At 49.0% G+C, this 20,315-nt stretch carries 10 protein-coding genes; 8 read left to right on the plus strand and 2 right to left on the minus strand.

Annotated features, from left to right (window positions below):
* The first annotated feature begins 7 nt into the window (after positions 1–7).
* The 4 genes from BM021_RS03560 (at position 8) to BM021_RS03575 (ending at position 13,555) form a co-directional block, all read left to right on the plus strand.
* Positions 8–751 carry a DsbC family protein gene (locus tag BM021_RS03560; RefSeq protein ID WP_090718951.1) on the plus strand — a complete coding sequence of 248 codons (744 nt, stop codon included), beginning with the start codon at positions 8–10 and terminating at the stop codon, positions 749–751.
* Positions 752–1,013: 262 nt separating this feature from the next.
* Positions 1,014–5,195 carry a beta strand repeat-containing protein gene (locus tag BM021_RS03565; protein ID WP_090718953.1) on the plus strand — a complete coding sequence of 1,394 codons (4,182 nt, stop codon included), beginning with the start codon at positions 1,014–1,016 and terminating at the stop codon, positions 5,193–5,195.
* Between the two features lie 423 nt (positions 5,196–5,618).
* Positions 5,619–9,512 (plus strand): beta strand repeat-containing protein, encoded by a 3,894-nt coding sequence (locus BM021_RS03570; RefSeq protein ID WP_090718955.1) that lies wholly within the window; start codon positions 5,619–5,621, stop codon positions 9,510–9,512.
* A gap of 65 nt (positions 9,513–9,577) precedes the next feature.
* Positions 9,578–13,555: a beta strand repeat-containing protein gene (locus BM021_RS03575; RefSeq protein WP_090718957.1), complete on the plus strand. Its 3,978-nt coding sequence runs from the start codon at positions 9,578–9,580 to the stop codon at positions 13,553–13,555.
* A 144-nt stretch (positions 13,556–13,699) separates the two neighbouring features.
* Here the strand turns inward: BM021_RS03575 and BM021_RS03580 are convergent, their stop codons facing one another.
* A complete protein-coding gene (locus BM021_RS03580; protein WP_090718959.1) occupies positions 13,700–14,902 on the minus strand; it encodes a murein transglycosylase A in 1,203 nt (400 codons plus the stop codon).
* 219 nt (positions 14,903–15,121) lie between these two features.
* The gene (locus BM021_RS03585; RefSeq protein ID WP_090719003.1) at positions 15,122–15,868 is read right to left on the minus strand and encodes a Nif3-like dinuclear metal center hexameric protein; all 747 of its coding nucleotides are present in this window, start codon (positions 15,866–15,868) and stop codon (positions 15,122–15,124) included.
* 43 nt (positions 15,869–15,911) lie between these two features.
* Between BM021_RS03585 and BM021_RS03590 the strand changes: the two genes are divergently transcribed.
* From BM021_RS03590 to cysM, 4 genes are all read left to right on the plus strand, one after another.
* Positions 15,912–17,051, plus strand: a complete 1,140-nt coding sequence (locus BM021_RS03590) for a Do family serine endopeptidase (protein WP_090718962.1) — start codon at positions 15,912–15,914, stop codon at positions 17,049–17,051.
* Between the two features lie 70 nt (positions 17,052–17,121).
* Positions 17,122–18,771, plus strand: coding sequence for an MFS transporter (locus tag BM021_RS03595; RefSeq protein ID WP_177186289.1), 1,650 nt, complete (start codon positions 17,122–17,124; stop codon positions 18,769–18,771).
* Positions 18,772–18,964: 193 nt separating this feature from the next.
* On the plus strand, positions 18,965–19,261 hold the full coding sequence (locus tag BM021_RS03600; RefSeq protein ID WP_090718966.1) for a ComEA family DNA-binding protein: 297 nt from the start codon (positions 18,965–18,967) through the stop codon (positions 19,259–19,261).
* 126 nt (positions 19,262–19,387) lie between these two features.
* On the plus strand, positions 19,388–20,275 hold the full coding sequence (cysM, locus tag BM021_RS03605) for a cysteine synthase CysM (RefSeq protein ID WP_090718968.1): 888 nt from the start codon (positions 19,388–19,390) through the stop codon (positions 20,273–20,275).
* Positions 20,276–20,315: the final 40 nt, after the last annotated feature.

The raw sequence follows: 20,315 nt of genomic DNA on the forward strand, positions 1-20,315 counted from the left end.
AGTTATCATGGCTATACGCTGGAAGCTTTGCATTTCAATCTTGGTGTTGAGTTTTTTTTCTACAGCAATCTGGGCTGATGAAGAGGCTGTAAAGAAGGCCGTACAGCCACATTTTGAAGGTCATGAGATTGATAGCTTGAAGAAAACGCCTTATCTGGGATTGTACGAAGTAGTGGTGGGTGATGAGTTGTTTTATACCGATGATAAAGCGAATTATTTTTTCTTTGGCCATGTGATCGATACCAAGACTCGTACCAGCATGACGAATGAGCGGATACAGGAAATCAAGGCGGCGCGTCGTGTCCCATTGAATTCCCTGCCTTTACAATCTGCTATCAAGATTGTGAAGGGCGATGGCAAGCGCCAGGTGGCCATTTTTACCGATCCGAATTGCCCTTATTGCAAGCAACTGGAAAAGGAACTGGTAAATATTACCGATGTCACGATCTATACTTTGCTTTACCCGGTGCTCAATGGATCCATGGAGCTATCCAAAAAAATCTGGTGTTCAGATAACCCAATCAAAGCCTGGGATGATTTTATGCTGAGAGGTATCGCCCCCGCAGGTAAAGATTGTGAAGCGCCGTTGCAGGTTTTACTGAAGTCAGGTCGTGAGAACAAAGTGTCAGGTACACCCACCTTGATTTTTGCTGATGGTTCAGTAGTCGGGGGCATGATTCCTGCTGAAGTTATTGAAGAAAAGCTCAATAGCGCGGCTGATACGAGCGAAAAGGAAAAAACCAAGAAGTAAAACTCAGGATGTGCCATTCAGAAAAGCCTGCTGAATAATTCAGCAGGCTTTTTTATTGCTGTGTCCATAGGCATTGTAACAGTCACGTGGACGTGTAAATTTTCTTTGTAATTTATAGAATTACAAAAATCTACACTATTGTCAGGAAAATCCTTCTGGCGTAGTATTAATAACATTGGTTCATGAAATAACGTGATAACTATTTCTGGTATTTCCTTTCAAGCAGGTTTATTGATCAATTCTTTTGTAGGAGTTTTCGATCATGGCTACATCAATAATTAACTTATCAAGCCTCGATGGCAGCAATGGATTTCGTCTGGATGGAGCGGAGGAGGGTGACAGTGCGGGCTCGTCGGTTAGCAGCGTAGGGGATGTCAATGGCGATGGTTTTGATGATGTAATTGTCAGAGGGAGTAGTCGTCACCCGGATGGCGGAGGATTCACCGGTTTCAGCTACGTGGTGTTTGGGCGCGCTTCCGGTTTTAGCGCCGCGATGAATCTATCCAGCATAGATGGCAGCAACGGTTTCCGCGTGGATGGAATAACAACCTATGACAGATCGAATGTTTCCATTAACAACGCAGGCGACATCAATGGCGATGGTGTGGAGGACATGCTAATTCGTGTTTTGGGTTTTGATCTACTGGGTGATAGGACTGTCTTCAATTACGTGGTGTTTGGCAAGACTTCCGGTTCTGCCGCTACACTGGATTTGTCCGGCCTTGATGGCAGCGATGGTTTTCGTGTGCAGGGCGAGCCTGGCTCGTACGATTCGATCGATAATGCTGAAGATATCAACGGCGACGGGTTTGCCGATGTGATTGTGAGTTCTCGGACGGCTGATCCCAATGGTGGTTATTCTCTTTCCAGTTATGTCGTGTTTGGACGCGCTTCCGGCTTTGGTGCCACGCTAAGCCTGTCTAATCTCGATGGCAGTAACGGTTTTCGCCTGGATGGTGTGGCGGCGTATGATTTTTTGGGCTCTTCGGTCAGCAGTGCCGGGGATGTCAATGGCGATGGACTGGATGACGTGATAGTCGGCGCTCCGAAAGCAAATCCACATGGCAGTGACTCGGGTTCTGCGTTTGTGGTGTTTGGCAGTACTGCGGGCTTTGATGCCGCGCTGGATTTATCCAGCCTCAATGGCAGCGATGGTTTCCGCCTGGATGGAGCGGAGGAAGACGACCGGTCTGGAAGTGTGGTCAGCAACGCAGGAGACATCAACGGCGATGGTTTTGACGATGTCATTGTGCATGCCCCTGGCGCCAACAAAGTTCCCTATGGTTATTACAGCTACGCCCTCGGAACCCGTTACGTGGTATTCGGGCGCGCTTCGGGATTTGATGCGGCGCTGGATTTATCCAGTCTCGATGGCAGCAATGGTTTTCGCCTGGACGGAGCAAGTACCTCGAGTTCTTCGGCCAGCAGTGCAGGAGATATCAACGGCGATGGTTTTGCTGATATGTTGATAGAAACCACAGTATATACCCGGTACTCGAGCTACCAAACCGGTTATGTGGTGTTTGGCAAGGCTTCGGGCTTTAGTGCTGCGATGAATATACACGACGTCGATGGTAATGATGGTTTCAGCCTGCAAGCGGGGGTGCCAGATTTTGTAAATCAAAATCCGGACATGACATTCAGTAGGGCAGGCGATATCAATGATGACGGGTTTGATGATCTGATTGTTGGTGTAGTGGGAGCTACTAAAGATGAGCCGAACGAGAATGGCTCCAGCTATGTGGTGTTTGGTAAGGCTTCCGGTTTCGCCGCCACACTGGATCTGTTCAGTCCGGATGGCAGTAACGTTTTGCGTCTGGATGGAGCGAGGCCGGATGATGATTCCGGCAGATCGGTCAGCAGTGCAGACGTAAACGGCGATGGTTTTGATGATGTGATTATCGGTGCACCTGGTGCCGATCCGAACGGCGAAAGCTCTGGTTCCAGCTATGTGCTATTTGGCCGCAATGAATTTACTGATGATGTAATACGGGGTACTCCCGGGGATGATGTCCTCATAGGTACTCCGGGAGCGGATCGCTTCGAAGCGGGTGACGGCAACGATAGCATGGATGGCCGTGGCGGGGCGGATGTGTTTCTTGGCGGTGCCGGTGACGATACCATCGCAGTAGCGGATCTCGACTTTCAGTTAGCCGATGGCGGAACTGGCACCGATACGCTGGAATTGACAGGAAGCGGCCTTAATCTGGATCTGGCCAACTTCCACGATGCCATTGATAACATCGAAACAATTGATCTGACCGGTAGCGGAGACAATACGCTAACGCTTAGTCTGCCCGATTTGCTGAGTTTATTTGACTTTCCCCATACTCTTACCGTCGATGGCAATACGGGTGATCGTGTCGTAGCACTCACTGACGGCTGGACGGATGGTGGTATCGATGGCGATTATCGTATTTTTATGAATATCGGAGTGATGCTGCGGGTAGATAGGGATGTAAGCGCAGATGTACCGCTAGCAGCAAATGTGATCAATTTGGCTGATCTCGATGGCAATAACGGTTTTCGCCTGGATGGAGAGGCAGTAGGTGATTCCTTGGGTACATCGGTCAGCAATGCGGGGGACGTCAATGGAGATGGTTTTGCTGATGTCATTGTTGGTGCTTGGGATGCTAGTACGGACGTCATTCAGTCCGGCGCCAGTTACGTGGTGTTTGGCAAGGCATCCGGTTTCTCTGCTGCAATGGATTTATCCAGTCTCGATGGCAGCAATGGGTTCCGCTTGGATGGCGTGGCAGCAGCTGATTTTTCCGGCAGTTCGGTCAGCAATGCAGGTGATGTCAATGGGGATGGTTTTGATGATTTGATTGTAGGTGCTGACAGTGCTGACCCGAATGGCGATTATTCCGGCTCCAGTTACGTGGTATTTGGGCGCGCTTCCGGTTTTGATGCGACCATTAATTTATCCAGTCTTAATGGCAGCAATGGCTTTCGCCTGGATGGGGTGTCGGAGTTTGATAGATTGGGTTCTTCGGTCAGCAATGCAGGAGACGTCAACGGCGACGGTTTTAATGATGTAATTATTGGCGCAATTGGAGCTGGCCCGAACGGCGATTATTCTGGCTCCAGTTATGTAGTGTTTGGGCGCGCTTCTGGTTTTGATGCCACAATTGATTTGTCCAGTCTCGATAGCAGCAACGGTTTCCGGCTGGATGGGGAAGCGTACGATATTTCTGGCTTCTCAGTCAGTGGCGCAGGGGATGTCAATGGTGACGGTTTTGATGATTTGATTATTGGTGCTGACGGTGCTGACGCCAGTTACGTGGTGTTTGGGCATGCATCCGGTTTTTCTGCTGCGCTGGAGCTATCCAGCCTGGATGGCAGCAACGGCTTTCGTCTGGATGGAGCGGGCCAGACGGTCAGCACTGCCGGAGATGTGAATGGTGACGATTTTGATGATTTGATTATTGGTGCTGACGGTGCTGACGGTGCTGACGGTGCTGACGGTGCTGACGGTGCTGACGGTGCTGACGGTGCTGACGCCAGTTACGTGGTGTTTGGGCATGCATCCGGTTTTACTGCTGCGCTGGAGCTATCCAGCCTGGATGGCAGCAACGGCTTTCGTCTGGATGGAGCGGGCCACACGGTCAGCACTGCCGGAGATGTGAATGGTGATGGCTTTGATGATGTGATTCTTGGTGCGCCTCAAGCTGGCCCGAATCGCTCCGGCTCCACCTATGTAGTGTTTGGCAAGGCTTCCGGTTTTGATGCTGTGGTGAACTTATTCAATGTTGATGGCAAAAACGTTTTGCGCCTGGATGGAGTGACGGCATTTGATTATTCTGGTAGATCTGTTAGTAATGCGGGGGATGTTAACGGCGACGGTTTTGATGATGTGATTGTGGGTGCACCCTATGCTGAACCGAATGGTTTTAATTCTGGCTCAAGCTACGTGGTATTTGGCAGAAGCAGCTTTACTGATGATGGTGTAATTCGAGGCACTCCGGGAAATGATAATCTCATTGGCACTCCGGCAGCGGAACGCTTCGAGGCGGGGGATGGCAATGATCGAATGATCGGTCGCGGCGGTGCGGATGTGTTTCTGGGTGAAGCAGGGAATGACTATATCCGGGTATCCGATCTTGACTTCGAGTCTATGGATGGCGGCAGCGGCAACGATACGCTGGCCCTGGGTGGCAGTGGCTTGGATCTTAATCTGACCGATATGGCCGGCAAGATCAGCGGCATCGAAACCATTAATCTGTTTGGCACCGGTGACAATACCTTGACGTTAACCGCAGCGGATGTGCTCAACCTGTCGGATACTACTAATACCCTGAAAGTCAATGGCAATGCAGGGGATCGCATCGTTGGACTAAGCCATGGTTGGGGAGATGGCGGTGTTCATGGTGATTTCCATACTTACTTCAATGATGCGGCAGTGCTGCTGGTGGGCGTGAATGTGGCAACGGATTTTGTTTAAGGCAAAAGCTGCAATAATTGTCGTTTCGAGCGCAGAGAGAAATCTGTGGTATTGATTCCAAAAGATTCCTCGTTGCATTCGGAATGACAAGGGCGGGTGATTCAAAGGCTCCCTATAAAGAATTTTCAAAGCTTGCTGAATTCGTCAGCAGGCTTTTTTATTGCTGCGCCAGTGTGCGCCAGGCAACTATATCGTGCGGGGTATTATTTTTTCTTTGTGTAGGAACAGTGGCCATAGCTAAGGAGTCTGAAATGACAAAGGCGGGATTATCCAAGGCTCCTTAAATTCATAGCTTTTACTAAAGCTTCACGATTGTCAAAAGGGTTTTTCTGACGTAGTATCAACCACATATTTTATGAAATAAAGTGATAGGCGTTTTTTCCGAGCGGGTTCATTGGTCAATTTTTGTAGGAGTCCTTGATCATGGTAATAGCAACAACAATCGATTTATCCAGCCTTGATGGCAGCAACGGCTTTCGTTTGGATGGTGCGGATGAGCGTGATTTTTCGGGCAGATCGGTCAGCAATGCCGGGGACGTTAACGGCGATGGTTTCGATGATGTGATTGTCGGTGCTCTCTTTGCTGATCCGAACGGCGATCGTTCCGGATCCAGCTACGTAGTATTTGGTAAAGCTTCCGGTTTTAGTGCCACGCTGAATCTGTCCAGTCTCGACGGTAGCAATGGTTTCCGCCTGGATGGGGTAACAGCGTTTGATCAGTCTGGTTTCTCGGTCAGTGACATGGGAGATGTCAACGGCGACGGTTTTGATGATGTGATTGTCGGTGCACCTGAATCCAGCTTTAGTTACGTGGTGTTTGGTAAGGCTGGCGGTTTTAGTGCCACGCTGAATCTGTCCAGTCTCGACGGTAGCAATGGTTTCCGCCTGGATGGGGTAACAGCGTTTGATCGGTCTGGTTTCTCGGTCAGTGACGTGGGAGATGTCAACGGCGACGGTTTCGATGATGTGATTGTCGGTGCACCTGGTTATAGTAGTAGTAATCCATACGGTGGCGGTACTTACAGCTCTAGCTCCAGTTACGTGGTGCTTGGCAAGGCTTCAGGATTTGATGCTACGCTGGAGCTGTCTAGCCTTGATGGCAGCAATGGCTTCCGTCTGGATGGCGTGGCGGGAGGTGATTCTTCTGGTGCTTCGGTTAGTAGTGCCGGGGATGTCAATGGCGATGGTTTTGATGATGTGATTGTCGGTGCTTTTGGTGCTGATCCGAACGGTGATCGTTCCGGCTCCAGTTATGTGGTGTTTGGCAAGGCTGGCGGTTTTGATGCTGCAATGGATTTATCCAGCCTGGATGGCAGCAATGGCTTCCGTTTGGATGGCGTGGATGAGCGTGATTATTCGGGATTTTCGGTCAGTAGTGCCGGGGATGTCAATGGCGATGGTTTTGATGATGTGATTGTCGGTGCCACTGGAGCTAATTCCAGTTACGTGGTGTTTGGCAAGTCTACCGGTTTTGACGCCACGTTAAACCTATCCAGCCTCGATGGCAGCAACGGCTTTTGTTTGGATGGCGCGGGTAGGGTCAGCACTGCTGGGGATGTCAATGGTGATGGTTTTGATGATGTGATTGTGGGTGCGCCTGACGTCGATTCCAGTTACGTGATATTTGGCAAGGTTGCGGGTTTTAGTGCCACGCTGGATTTGCTTAAACTCGACAGCAATAGCGGCTTGCGTCTGGATGGCGGGACAGCGTATGACCGATCAGGTTTTTCGGTTAGCGGTGGAGGGGATGTTAACGGCGACGGTTTTGATGATTTGATTGTGGGTGCGCCTGATGCCGATCCGAACGGTTATGGTTCCGGATCCAGTTACGTGCTGTTTGGCAGTAGTCACTTTGACGGTACAGTGACTTATGTGGGTACGCTAGAGGATGATATTCTCACGGGCACCTCGGCAGATGAACGCTTCGAGGGGGGCGATGGCAACGACACGCTGATCGGCGGTGGCGGGGCAGATATATTTGATGGGGAAGACGGTGATGATGTTATCCGGGTGCCCGATCTTGACTTTCAAACACTGAATGGCGGTACCGGCACGGATACCCTGGAATTGACCGGTGGCGGCATCGATCTGAATCTAGCCAGTTTTCACGACCCGATCAACGATATCGAAGCCATTGATCTGACGGGCAGCGGTGACAATACATTGACTTTTACTTTGCCCGACTTGCTCAGTTTGTCGAACACTCATATTTTTACGGTCGATGGCGATGCAGGAGACCGCGTGGTTGGAATTGGCCCCGGCTGGGCGGATGAAGGTATCGAGGGGGGTTATCATATTTATACCAATCGCGGCACGATAGTGCGGGTTGATGTGGCTGTGAGTGCCGATTCACCGCCTCCAGGGGTCATTAGCCTATTCAGCTTGAATGGCAGCAACGGATTTCGTCTGGATGGCGTGGCGGCGAATGATTATTCGGGTACTTCGGTCAGTAATGCCGGAGATGTCAATGGCGATGGTTTTGACGACGTGATTGTCGGTGCCCCTGGAGCTAATTCCAGTTACGTGGTGTTTGGCAAGGCTTCCGGCTTTGACGCCACGCTGGACTTATCCAGCCTCGATGGCAGCAACGGTTTCACTCTGAATGGGGTGACGGCAGAGGATGCTTTGGGTTATTCAATCAGCAGTGCCGGGGACGTCAATGGCGATGGGTTTGCTGATGTGATTATTGGTGCTCGTGGAGCTAATTCCAGTTACGTGGTGTTTGGCAAGTCTGCTGGTTTTGACGGCACGTTGAATCTATCCAGCCTCGATGGCGGCAATGGTTTTCGCCTGGATGGTGCGGCAGGTGATTTTTCGGCCAGATCGGTCAGCAGTGCCGGAGATGTCAATGGCGATGGTTTTGACGACGTGATTGTCGGTGCTCCCAATGCTGAACCGAACGGTAGAAGTTCTGGTACCAGTTACGTGGTATTTGGAAAGGCTTCGGGTTTTGACGCCACCTTGGATCTGTCCAGCCTTGATGGCAGCAACGGTTTTCGTCTGAATGGTGTGGCAGCATATGATCAATCTGGTTCCTCGGTCAGCAGCGCGGGAGATGTCAACGGCGATGGTTTTGATGATGTGATTGTGGGCGCACCCTATGCTGATCCGTATGGCGTTCGCTCCGGCTCCAGTTACGTGCTGTTTGGCAAGGCTTCCGGTTTTGATGCTGCGCTGGATTTATCCAGTCTCGACGGCAGCAACGGTTTTCGCCTTGGTGGTGAAGAGGCGAGTAATTATTCAGGCTATTCGGTCAGTAATGCCGGGGACGTCAACGGCGATGGGTTTGACGATATGATTATCGGTGCTCGCGGTGCTGACCCGAACGACAATATCGATGCCGGCTCCAGCTACGTGGTGTTTGGCAAGGCTTCCGGTTTTGATGCTGCGCTGGATTTATCCAGTCTGGACGGCAGCAATGGTTTCCGCTTGGATGGCGCGGCGGAGTATGATTATTCAGGCAGATCGGTCAGTAATGCCGGAGATTTCAATGGCGACGGCTTTGGCGATTTGATTATCGGCAGCCTCGGAGATGGATTCTCTTCTGACTATTCTGGTGTCAGCTATGTGGTGTATGGCAAGGCTTCCGGTTTTGATGCTGCGCTGGATTTATCCAGTCTGGACGGCAGCAACGGCTTTCGCCTGGATGGGGCGGCGCAAAATGATGGAGCAGGGTCTTCGGTCAGCACTGCTGGGGATGTCAATGGCGATGGCTTTGATGATTTGATTGTGGGCGCACGCTATGCTGATTCGCAAGGTGAATATTCGGATTCCGGATCCAGTTACGTGCTGTTTGGCAGAAGCAGTTTTACTGATGATGGTGTAATTCGAGGCACTCCGGGAAATGATAATCTCATTGGCACTCCGGCAGCGGAACGCTTCGAGGCGGGGGATGGCAATGATCGAATGATCGGCCGCGGCGGGGCGGATGTGTTTCTGGGTGAAGCAGGTAATGACTATATTCGAATATCCGACCTTGACTTCGAGTCTGTGGATGGCGGCATTGGCAATGATACGCTGGCCCTGGGTGGCAGCGGCTTGAATCTTAATCTGACTGACATGGGCGGTAAGATCAGCGGCATCGAAACCATTAATCTGTTTGGCACCGGTGACAATACCTTGACATTAACCGCAGCGGATGTACTCAACCTGTCGGATACTACTAATACCTTGAAAGTCAACGGCAATGAGGGCGATCGTATTGTTGGATTAAGCCATGGCTGGGGCGATGGCGGTGTTCATGGTGACTTCCATACTTATTTCAATGATGCGGCAGTGCTGTTGGTGGGTGTGAATGTGACGACAGATTTTGTGTAGCACAAAGCTGCACTTCACTGTGAATACAGTAGAAATTCAAAGATGATTTCAGAGGAGAGTTAATCATGAGTACTCCAGTTTTTAATTTATCCAATCTTGATGGTAGTAACGGCTTTCGTCTTGATGGCGTGTTGCATGGCGATGCTTCGGGCACATCAGTCAGTAATGCTGGGGATGTTAACGGTGACGGTTTTGCTGATGTGATTATCGGTGACGATAGTGGGTCCGACTACGTGGTGTTTGGACAGGCTTCCGGTTTTGATGCAGCGATGAATTTATCCAGCCTCAATGGCAGCAACGGCTTTCGCCTGGATGGTGTGTCTGCGGGTGGTAATTTGGGCAGATCATCAGTTAGTAATGCGGGGGATGTCAACGGTGATGGCTTTGATGATGTGATTGTCATCGGTGCTTCCGATAATGATACATCTGTTACATCTGATTCCAGTTACGTGGTATTTGGGCGCGCTTCCGGTTTTGATGCAGCAATGGATGTATCCAGCCTGAATGGCAAAAATGGTTTCTCTCTGGTTGCGAAAAGCAATAGTGAACCTTTTGTTCGTTCTGTCAGCAACGCAGGAGATGTCAATGGCGATGGTTTTGATGATGTGATTGTCGGCACTGCTGATGATGTGAGCTATGTGATTTTTGGTCAGCCCTCCGGCTTTGCTGCTACGATGGATTTGTCCAGCCTCGATGGCAATAACGGTTTTCGCCTGGATGGAGAAGGAGGTCATTTCGGCCGTGTAGTGAGCAGTGCCGGAGACGTCAATGGCGACGGTTTTGACGATGTGATTGTGGGTGCTCCCTTTGCTATTCAAGGTGGCGATTATTATAGTAACGACTATTACCTTAGCGGCGCGAGTTATGTCGTTTTTGGCCAGGCTTCCGGCTTTGATGCTACGATAAATGTATCCAGCCTGGATGGCAGCAATGGTTTTCGCCTGAGGAATGGGGTTGGGTTAAATAATAGTTTGGGCGAGTCAGTGAGCAGTGCCGGAGATGTGAATGGCGATGGATTCGATGATGTGATCATCGGTGATCCTGATGATAGCGCAAACGACTTTCAAGCCGGGGCCAGTTTTGTGGTGTTTGGCAAGGCTTCCGGTTTTGATGCTACCCTTGATCTATCCAATCTTGACAGCAACAGTGGTTTCCGCTTGGATGGGGAGGAGGCAGGTGACAAAGCGGGCTCTTCAGTCAGCAACGCAGGGGACGTCAACGGCGATGGTTTTGGTGATTTGATTATTGGTGCTCCTAATGCTGGCTCGAGTGGCAGAAATGAAGGGTTCAGCTATGTCGTTTTTGGGAAAGCTTCGGGATTCGACGCACATATCGATTTATCCAATCTGGATAGTAAAAGCGGTTTTCAGCTGGATGGAGAAAATAATGCTGATTATTCAGGCGCATCAGTCAGCGGCGCTGGGGACGTCAATAGTGATGGGTTTGATGATCTGCTGGTCGGCGCTTGGCGTGCCAGCCCGAATGGCGAAAGTAATGCTGGTTCCAGCTACGTCATCTTTGGTGGTCATAATGTGGTTAGTGGAGGCTTGCCAGGAATTTTTGGCACTTCGATGGACGATCACTTGCAAGGCACATTAATCGCAGAGCATTTCGATGCTGGGGACGGCGACGATAACCTGTTAGGGGGTGGCGGAGCCGATCAATTTGTTGCGGGAGCGGGGAACGACATCATCGGTGTACCCGATCTCAATTTTGCGTTACTCGAGGGTGGAACAGGTCATGATACTCTGCAGCTTCAAGGTAATGGGCTGAATCTCGATTTGACTCAATCGAGCAACATAAAAGACATTGAAACCCTTGACTTGGGAGAGAAGAGGAATAATAAACTTGTATTAACCGCAGATAAGCTTCGTGATTTATCTGAGAGCAGCAATACTATCAAAGTCCAGGGCGATTCCAGCGCTCATGTCACCGTGCTTGATGCCGGCTGGTATGATTTCGGCAGCGATACGCTTTATCACACTTATATTCACAACGGTACGAAATTACAGATAGAAAATGATGTTCCGATTGATTTTGCAGTGAAGGCCAAACCTGTTTTTGACTTATCCAGTCTCAATGGTAGCAATGGTTTTCGTCTGGATGGAGAAAATGAGTTTGATGGATCGGGCGCATCAGTCAGCAGCGCCGGGGATGTCAATGGCGATGGCTTTGATGATGTGATTATCGGGACAGATTTTTATTCATCCGTATTCCCTAATAATGAATTCAAATTGAGTTCCAGTTATGTCGTTTTTGGTAAAGCAACCGGATTCGATGCACAGGTTGACCTGTCCAGTCTGGATGGCAGCAATGGTTTCCGGCTGGATAGAGCGACAACAAAGGATTCAGCAAGATTCTCAGTGAGTGAAGCCGGCGATGTCAATGGTGATGGCTTTGATGATGTGATTGTCGGGGCGGCGTTGGCTGATGAACCAAATGGCATTGCTTCAGGTTCCAGTTATGTCGTTTTCGGCAAAGCTTCCGGTTTCGATGCGCAACTCGAGTTATCCAGTCTGGATGGTAACAACGGTTTTCGTTTGGATGGGGAAAATGAGTTTGATTTTCTAGGTACTTCAGTCAGCAGCGCAGGCGATCTCAATGGCGATGGATTTGACGATGTGATAGTCCGTGGTGCTGGTTCGAATTTTGTCATTTTTGGTAAGGCTTCCGGTTTCGATGCCACTTTGCCGCTATCCAGTCTGGATGGCAGCAATGGTTTTCGCCTGGATGGATACAGTTTGCCTAATGGCTCGGCTTTTCTGGCCAGTAGTGCTGGCGATGTCAATGGCGATGGTTTTGATGATTTGATCATCGGTTCAGCAAACTTTAATTTCGACCCTAATTTTACGGGTTCCAATTATGTCGTCTTCGGCAAGGCATCAGGATTCGATGCACGACTGGACTTGTCTGATCTGGATGGCCATAACGGTTTTCGTGTGGATGGGGAAAACTCGGCTGACACGCGTGCCTATTCGGTCAGCAGTGCTGGTGATATGAATGGTGATGGGTTTGATGATGTAGTGATTGGAGCGAATCGGGTTAATCAAGATGGTCAACTTATAGATTCTAATTATGTCATCTTCGGTAAAGCTTCCGGTTTTGATGCTCGCATTAATTTATCAGAACTTGATGGCAGGAATGGTTTTCGCCTGGATGGAAATGTCAATTTGGGCCGCTCGAGTTATGCTGCCAGCAGTAGCGCCGTTGATATCAACGGCGATGGTTTCGATGATCTGATTGTTGACAGCTCTGCATCTAGCTCATTAAGTAAGTTTTCTGGAACCAGTTATGTGATTTTCGGTAAAGCTTCCGGTTTTGATGCTCAAATTGACCTGACTAGTTTGGAAGACAAAAATGTTTTGCGCTTATACGGAGAAGTGGATGAATCAAACTTTTTCCGCTTTTCGGTTAGCGGTGCTGGAGATGTTAATGGTGATGGCTTAGACGATCTAGTCGTCGGTGATCCAGGTGTCAATTCGAATGGAGAGCATTCTGGTTCCAGCTACGTTATTTTTGGTAGCCGCGATTTTGGTGGTGGCGGCAATATCATTGCGGGTACGCCTGGGGATGATGTTCTCAGGGGCACGCCAGAAGCGGAGATTTTTGAAGCAGGTAATGGCAACGATCGGCTGATCGGCCATGGCGGGGCGGATGTGTTTCTGGGTGAAGCAGGTGACGACTATATCCGGATATCCGACCTTGGCTTCGAGTCTGTGGATGGCGGCACCGGCAACGATACGCTGGCCTTGGGCGGCAGCGGCCTGAATCTTAATCTGACCGATATGGGCGGCAAAATCAGCGGTATCGAGACCATTCGTCTGTTTGGCACCGGTGACAATACCTTGACGTTAACCGCAGCGGATGTGCTCAACCTGTCGGATACCAGCAATACTTTGAAAGTCGATGGTGATGCAGGTGATCGCATCGTTGGGCTAAGCCATGGCTGGGGAGATGGTGGTATTCATGGTGATTTCCACACTTACTTCAATGATGCGGCAGTGCTGTTAGTGGGTGTGAATGTGGCGACGGATTTTGTTTAAAGAAACTGTCATTTCGAGCGCTGCGAGAAATCTGTGGCGTTGATTCCAGAAGATTCCTCACTGCGTTCGGAATGACAAAGGCGGTGATTCCAAGGCTCCCTGTAAAGAATTTTCAAAGCTTGCTGAATTCGTCAGCAAGCTTTTTTATTGCTGCGCCAATTCATCAGGTGCATAGTTGCGCGGCATCAATACCCACATTTTGCCCGATTGTTTCATTTTACCTGCCTGGCTGCCAGCTTCCTGACCAAATCCCCAGAAGAAATCCGCGCGGATTCCACCTTTGATGGCGCTGCCCACATCTTGCGCTACCATGAGCCGGTTGAGCGGTTTATGGGTATTAGGCCAGGTGGTTGACAGAAATACCGGCGCTCCTTGCGGTATAGACATGGGATCAATGGCGATACTTCTGCCGGCCGTTAACGGTACGCCCATGGCGCCGAGTGGGCCGGATAAATCGGATGGCAGTTCACGGAAAAATACATAACGGGTATTTTGTCCCAACAGCTCGGGTAGTTTATGGGGGTTTTTCTGTCCCCACTGCTTGATTCCCTGCATGGAGGCATTTTCCAGAGCTAATTCGCCGCGCTGTACCAAGAGCTTACCGATCGAATGATAAGGGTGGCCATTTTGATCGGCATAGCCGATTTTCATAATTTCCCCATTCTCGAAAATGATTCGGCCGGATCCTTGCACGTGCAAAAAGAATAATTCAACTTCGTCTTCCACCCATAGAAACTCGTAACCATTCAGTATGTTCGGGTTATTCATGATTTCTGCCCGGGTGTAATAGGGCACAATCTTGCGTCCTTCTAGACGGCCGCGTAAGCGCAGGTCTTTGAGTTCTGGATAGGCTGCGCCTAAATCAATGGTCAGCAGTTCATCAGGAGCGGCATAAATCGGGTGGCGATAACGTTTTGAGGGCTTACGGCTTCCCTTGAGCAAAGGTTCATAGTAACCGGTAATCAATCCTTCCTCAGTGTTATCCATATTAATCACCTGATAAGGGATGAAAGCGGTTTCAAAAAAATTTCTTAGTGTTGCATTATTGGGTTTCTGCAGCGATGCAGCCGTTTCACAGGTTTCTTTCCACAGCGACTGCTTACTTAAAGCCGTGCAGCTTTTCAGAAAAGTCTGCCATGCAGGATGCAAGTCGTCATTTGCCCAGTCAGTCAGTGCAGACCATTGAACACGTTTATGGACGGATTTTTTGACCGGCTTTTCAGGAGACGATGGCGTAACGGGTTCAGCGGGTTGACTGGATGGCGGAGTGGGGCTGATTGTTCTGGTAGAACAAGCGGTCAGCAACAGCAGCGAGATTACTAAAATAAAACTTAATTGGTTTTTCATCAAATATTGGTTAAAGTGATAACTTAATTATAAACTTTGACAATCTTAAATTATGTGGTTACTTGCAGTCGAGGCAGCAGTGGCGTTAGGCTTATTTCTTTTTATTATCTGGTGGACCATGTTTTCAGGTAAGAAAAAGAAAGATGATGAAAACAGAGACTAATCCGGAAATTTTTGCTTGCCTTTAATTATTTTGACATGAATTTACCAATCCATGCGTTACACGGGATTCTCGATATCGATAAACTGATGCTGGATATCAAAATTTTGTGCGATATGATCGCCGAGTGCTTGCACGCCATAACGCTCGGTTGCATGGTGTCCCGCGGCGATAAAGGCAACCCCGGATTCGCGCACAGCATGCACGGATTGTTCTGAAATTTCGCCGGTGATAAATGCGTCAACACCTTGCCGGATCGCGGCTTCGAAATAGCTCTGGGCGGCACCCGTGCACCATGCAATCCTGCGGATGGTTTTGTCTGGATTACCGACCATCATCGGTTTGCGTAATAATGTGCGTGATATTTTTTCGCCTAAGGCGCCCAAGGTTGACACTTGAATCAGTTCCCCGTGGACTGCAATATTCTGATCGCCAAAGCGACCTGTTTCGATCAATCCCAATTTTTTCCCTAATAGTGCATTATTGCCGAACTGTGGGTGTGCATCCAGTGGCAGATGATAGGCAAATAAATTGATTTGATTGGTCATTAATAGCGCAATGCGGCGGCTTTTCATACCAGTGATGCGTAAATCTTCCCCGCGCCAGAAATAGCCATGATGAACCAGAATGGCATCAGCTTTGGCCGTGATCGCTGCTTTCAGGAGATCGAGTGAAGCAGTGACACCACTTACGATGGTATGAATATTGTGACGCCCTTCCACTTGCAAGCCATTTGGGCAATAATCCTGAAAGCGGGATATGTCCAATAATTGATTTAGATGGTTCTCAAGTTCATCTCGATGCATTGATTTTCCCTTTTTGCCTTTAATTTTGGAGTAAAACGTTTTCATGTACAGATTCTGGTTAATTTTTGCACAAACTGTAACTGTATTGCTGGCTATTTTTTTTGTGGTCTCCACGCTGCGGCCGGAATTGTTACCCTGGAGGCCACGGGGTGAAATCGTGGCAGTCAGAGAAGTTGCACCTGCGGTTGATGCTGAGCGACCGGACAGCTATGCCAGGGCCGCTGAGATAGCGATGCCGGCGGTGGTCAACATTTTTACCCGTAAAGAAATCAAAGAACCTTCTCATCCGCTGCTGGATGACCCGGTGTTTCGCAAGTTCTTTGGCGAACAATTTGAGTCGAGGCCGCGGCGTACATCAAGCTTGGGTTCGGGTGTGATTGTCAGTCCTAATGGCTATATATTGACCAATCATCATGTGGTGGAAGCAGCCGATGAAGTGGAAGTGGCATTGGTTGACGGCAGGAAAGCCAAAGCCAGTATTATCGGTTCGGATCCTGAATCTGATTTGGCGGTGCTGAAGGTCAATTTAAAAGACTTGCCGGCAATTACTTTTGGTCAGTCACAACAGGTTAAAGTGGGTGATGTTGTGCTGGCAGTGGGTAATCCGTTTGGTGTCGGACAAAGCGTTACCATGGGAATAGTGAGTGCATTGAGCAGGAGCCAGGTTGGAATCAATATCTTTGAGGATTTCATCCAAACCGATGCGGCAGTTAATCCGGGGAATTCTGGCGGTGCGTTGACGGATACCTCGGGTAATCTGATTGGCATTAACACGGCGATTTATTCGCGTAGCGGCGGTTCATTAGGGATTGGTTTTGCCATTCCCATTCATGCCGCCAAGCAGATCATGGAACAAATTATTCAATCCGGCGGCGTGATTCGCGGCTGGTTGGGTGTCAGTATGCAGGATATTACACTGGAGCTGGCAGAATCATTTGGTTTGGAGAGCTCGATCGGGACCTTGGTAGCCAGTGTACTCAGAGATGGTCCGGCCGATAAGGCAGGTATCAAGCCCGGCGATATCTTGGTTGCGGTAGAAGGTAAGCCGATTAAGAACTCATCGGAGATGCTTAATCTGGTCGCGGCACTGCCACCCGGTGAAACCGTGACTGTCACAGTGGTGCGCGGCAAGCAGGAAAAATCAATTCAAATAAAAGTGGGTATACGTCCGAAGCAAAAGTAAAATTTATTTTTGAACCCTGATGATGCTGAGGTAAATACAACAATTCTATTGGAAATGTCACCAAATAATTATGAATAATCTATCGTCCAACGGATTTTGGTCTGTAATCGCCCAGTGGTTTAGCGCGAATATTCTCGCTTTAGGGCGTGAAATGCGACTTTCCTATCTTCCACCGCTGATGGTTTACGTCGCTGCCGGTATCTCGGGTTTGACAGGCATTGTTGGCACCTTCTACGTCAAGGAGAAGCTGGGCCTTTCCGCCGAGTTTCTAGCCATGCTTGGATTCTGGATGATGTTGCCGTGGGCGCTAAAAATGCCATTAGGACATTTAGTCGATCTGATATGGCGCTGGAAGGGTTTGCTGGTATATCTGGGCGCCAGTCTCATCATGCTGAGCCTGCTCATCATGATTGGACTGCTTGGGTACACCGAAGCCATGGCTGCCATGGCAGCCATTGAAACCTGGTATGTGTTATCTGCCTTGCTGGCTCCGATCGGTTATGTTTTACAAGATGTGGTTGCGGATGCCATGACCGTTGAAGCGGTACCGCGAGTAGATGAGAATGGCGAGAAACTGGATTTAAAAAAGCGCAAGTTAATGCATGTTACGATGCAGACCTTGGGTCGTGTCGCCATCATTGGTGGTGGGGTGCTTGTCTCCATAGCCAATGTGTTTTTGCTGCGTGACGCAGGGTCATTGCCGGAAGCTGAGAAGGAAGCCGTGTATTTATTGGTTTATCAATTGGCTTTGATCATTCCGCTGATTTCTATTTTGGGAGTGGTCTTTGCATCCTGGCTGCAGTGGCGTGAACGCGTGCGTTTTTCCGCACAAGGATACAGCCGGCAAGAAATTGATGCGTTGCTTAACATCCATACAGAATCACCGGCAATTAACTGGTGGATTCTGGGAGGCGGATTGGCTTTTACGGTGTTATCGCTAGGGGTCGGTATGAGCCGGATACCGGGCGGAGAAGAAATTGTATTTACGGTTTCCATAGTCATTATCATATTTCTGATGTGGCGGTTAACTCAGGAGCTTGAACCTGAAGCCCGTCACGTATTGGTTGGCACAGCAATTTTGATCTTCGTATTTCGTGCGCTTCCCGGGCCCGGCGCAGGCTCTACCTGGTGGATGATTGATGTCTTGGGCTTTGATCAGCAATTTCTTGCGGTATTGTCCTTGGTGGGCGCTATGCTGACATTACTGGGCATGTTTATTTTTCGCCGTTTCATGGCTGAGCGATCGATTGCTTATATCATCGGTTTTCTCACCATTGCCGGTACCTTTCTTTCGCTGCCGATCATCGGAATGTATTTTGGTCTGCACGAGTGGACTGCTTCAGTAACGGGCGGTATTGTCGATGCCCGTTTTATTGCGTTGATTGATACCGCGCTGGAATCGCCATTGGGTCAGATTGCGATGATTCCAATGCTGGCCTGGATTGCAAACTCTGCACCAGAAAATCTCAAAGCTACCTTTTTTGCAGTAATGGCTTCTTTCACGAATCTGGCTTTATCGGCTTCTCAGCTGGGAACCAAATATCTTAATCAGGTGTATGAAGTCAAACGCGAGGTGAAAGATGTTGTTTCCGGTCAAGTGGCCATTCCAGCAGATTATAGCGAGTTGGGGCATTTATTGATTACAGTCAGCATCATCGGTTTTATATTACCACTCATCACTATTCTGCTGGTTAAACATTCACGCTTTCGTAACGCCTAATAACCCTGTTATCTTCTCCAGTATATGAAAAAATTCATATATTTACTCAATTAATTTCTGCTGTATCCGATAACACTTGAACCTTTGTACATAGAAGTCATAAGTTATGTACGCGGGTATTTTTTAATCCACAAAAACTGAAACACTTTTGTAGTTTAGTGCTATCGGTATTTGTTTTGATAAAGGAGGTCTTATGAAAGGATTATTTTTGGTTGTGATTCTGTCATTGCTATTTATTAATAATGCGCCTGCAGCTGTCGATATTAATACAGCTTCGCAAACCGAGCTTGAATCTCTACAGGGAATCGGTCCTGCCAAAGCAAAAGCGATTATTGAATATCGTGAGAAAAACGGCTCCTTTGCTTCCATCGATGATTTGGCTAAGGTAAGCGGCATTGGCTCAGGAACGATCAAACAGCTGCACGATGCGATTACCGTAGAAAGCGGGAAAATTGCGCAAACCCCGGCTGCTCCAGTTAAACAGGATTAGTTCTTTGCTGTAACACATTAGCCCTCTTTTGAGGAAATCAGAGAGGGCTTTTCATTCAGATAGCGAGAGGGGTTCAATACAAACGGTATGTGTGGTACTCTGAAGTAATCTACGGAAGTTGGTGTCATGTATAAAACGATCGAAAATTTTGTTGGTAATACGCCTTTAGTAAAACTCAAGCATCTTCCCGGAATAACCACCAATGTGATACTCGCCAAGCTGGAGGGCAATAATCCTGCCGGCTCAGTTAAAGATCGGCCTGCATTATCGATGATTTCTCATGCACAGGAACGCGGAGAAGTTAAGCCGGGTGATACCCTCATTGAAGCAACCAGCGGTAACACAGGTATCGCGCTGGCCATGGCCGCTGCCATCATGGGTTATCGGATGGTATTGGTGATGCCGGAGAACCTCAGTATAGAGCGGCGGCAATCAATGCGCGCATACGGCGCGGAAATTATTCTTACCTCTCAGTCTGGTGGTATGGAGCAAGCGCGTGACGTGGCAGAGAAAATGCGGGATGAAGGGCAAGGGGTTATTCTGAATCAATTCGCTAATCCGGATAATCCGCTGGCGCATTATGAAGGGACAGCACCGGAAATCTGGCGCGACACCGATGGAAAGATTACCCATTTTGTCAGTTGTATGGGAACTACGGGAACAATTATGGGTTGCTCAAGATTTTTTAAGGAACAGCAATCGGTCATTAAAGTGATTGGCGTGCAGCCGGAGGAAGGTTCACAGATTCCCGGTATTCGTAAATGGACGCCTGCTTATTTGCCTAAAATCTATGATCCTGAGCGAGTCGATGAATTATTATACGTTTCTCAACATGAAGCTGAAGACTTGACACGACGGTTGGCAAGCGAAGAAGGAATTTTTGCAGGTATCTCATCAGGCGGTGCATTAGCAGCTGCATTACGCGTATCCGCTCAGGTCGAGAATGCAGTGATTGTGTTTATTGTGTGCGATCGGGGTGATCGTTATTTGTCTACTGGTGTTTTTCCTGCTTGAAAGGAATCGCAAGGCCATTAGCTAGCGCAGCATGAGAGAG

It is taken from the genome of Nitrosomonas sp. Nm166, assembly GCF_900112825.1.
Classification (GTDB): domain Bacteria; phylum Pseudomonadota; class Gammaproteobacteria; order Burkholderiales; family Nitrosomonadaceae; genus Nitrosomonas.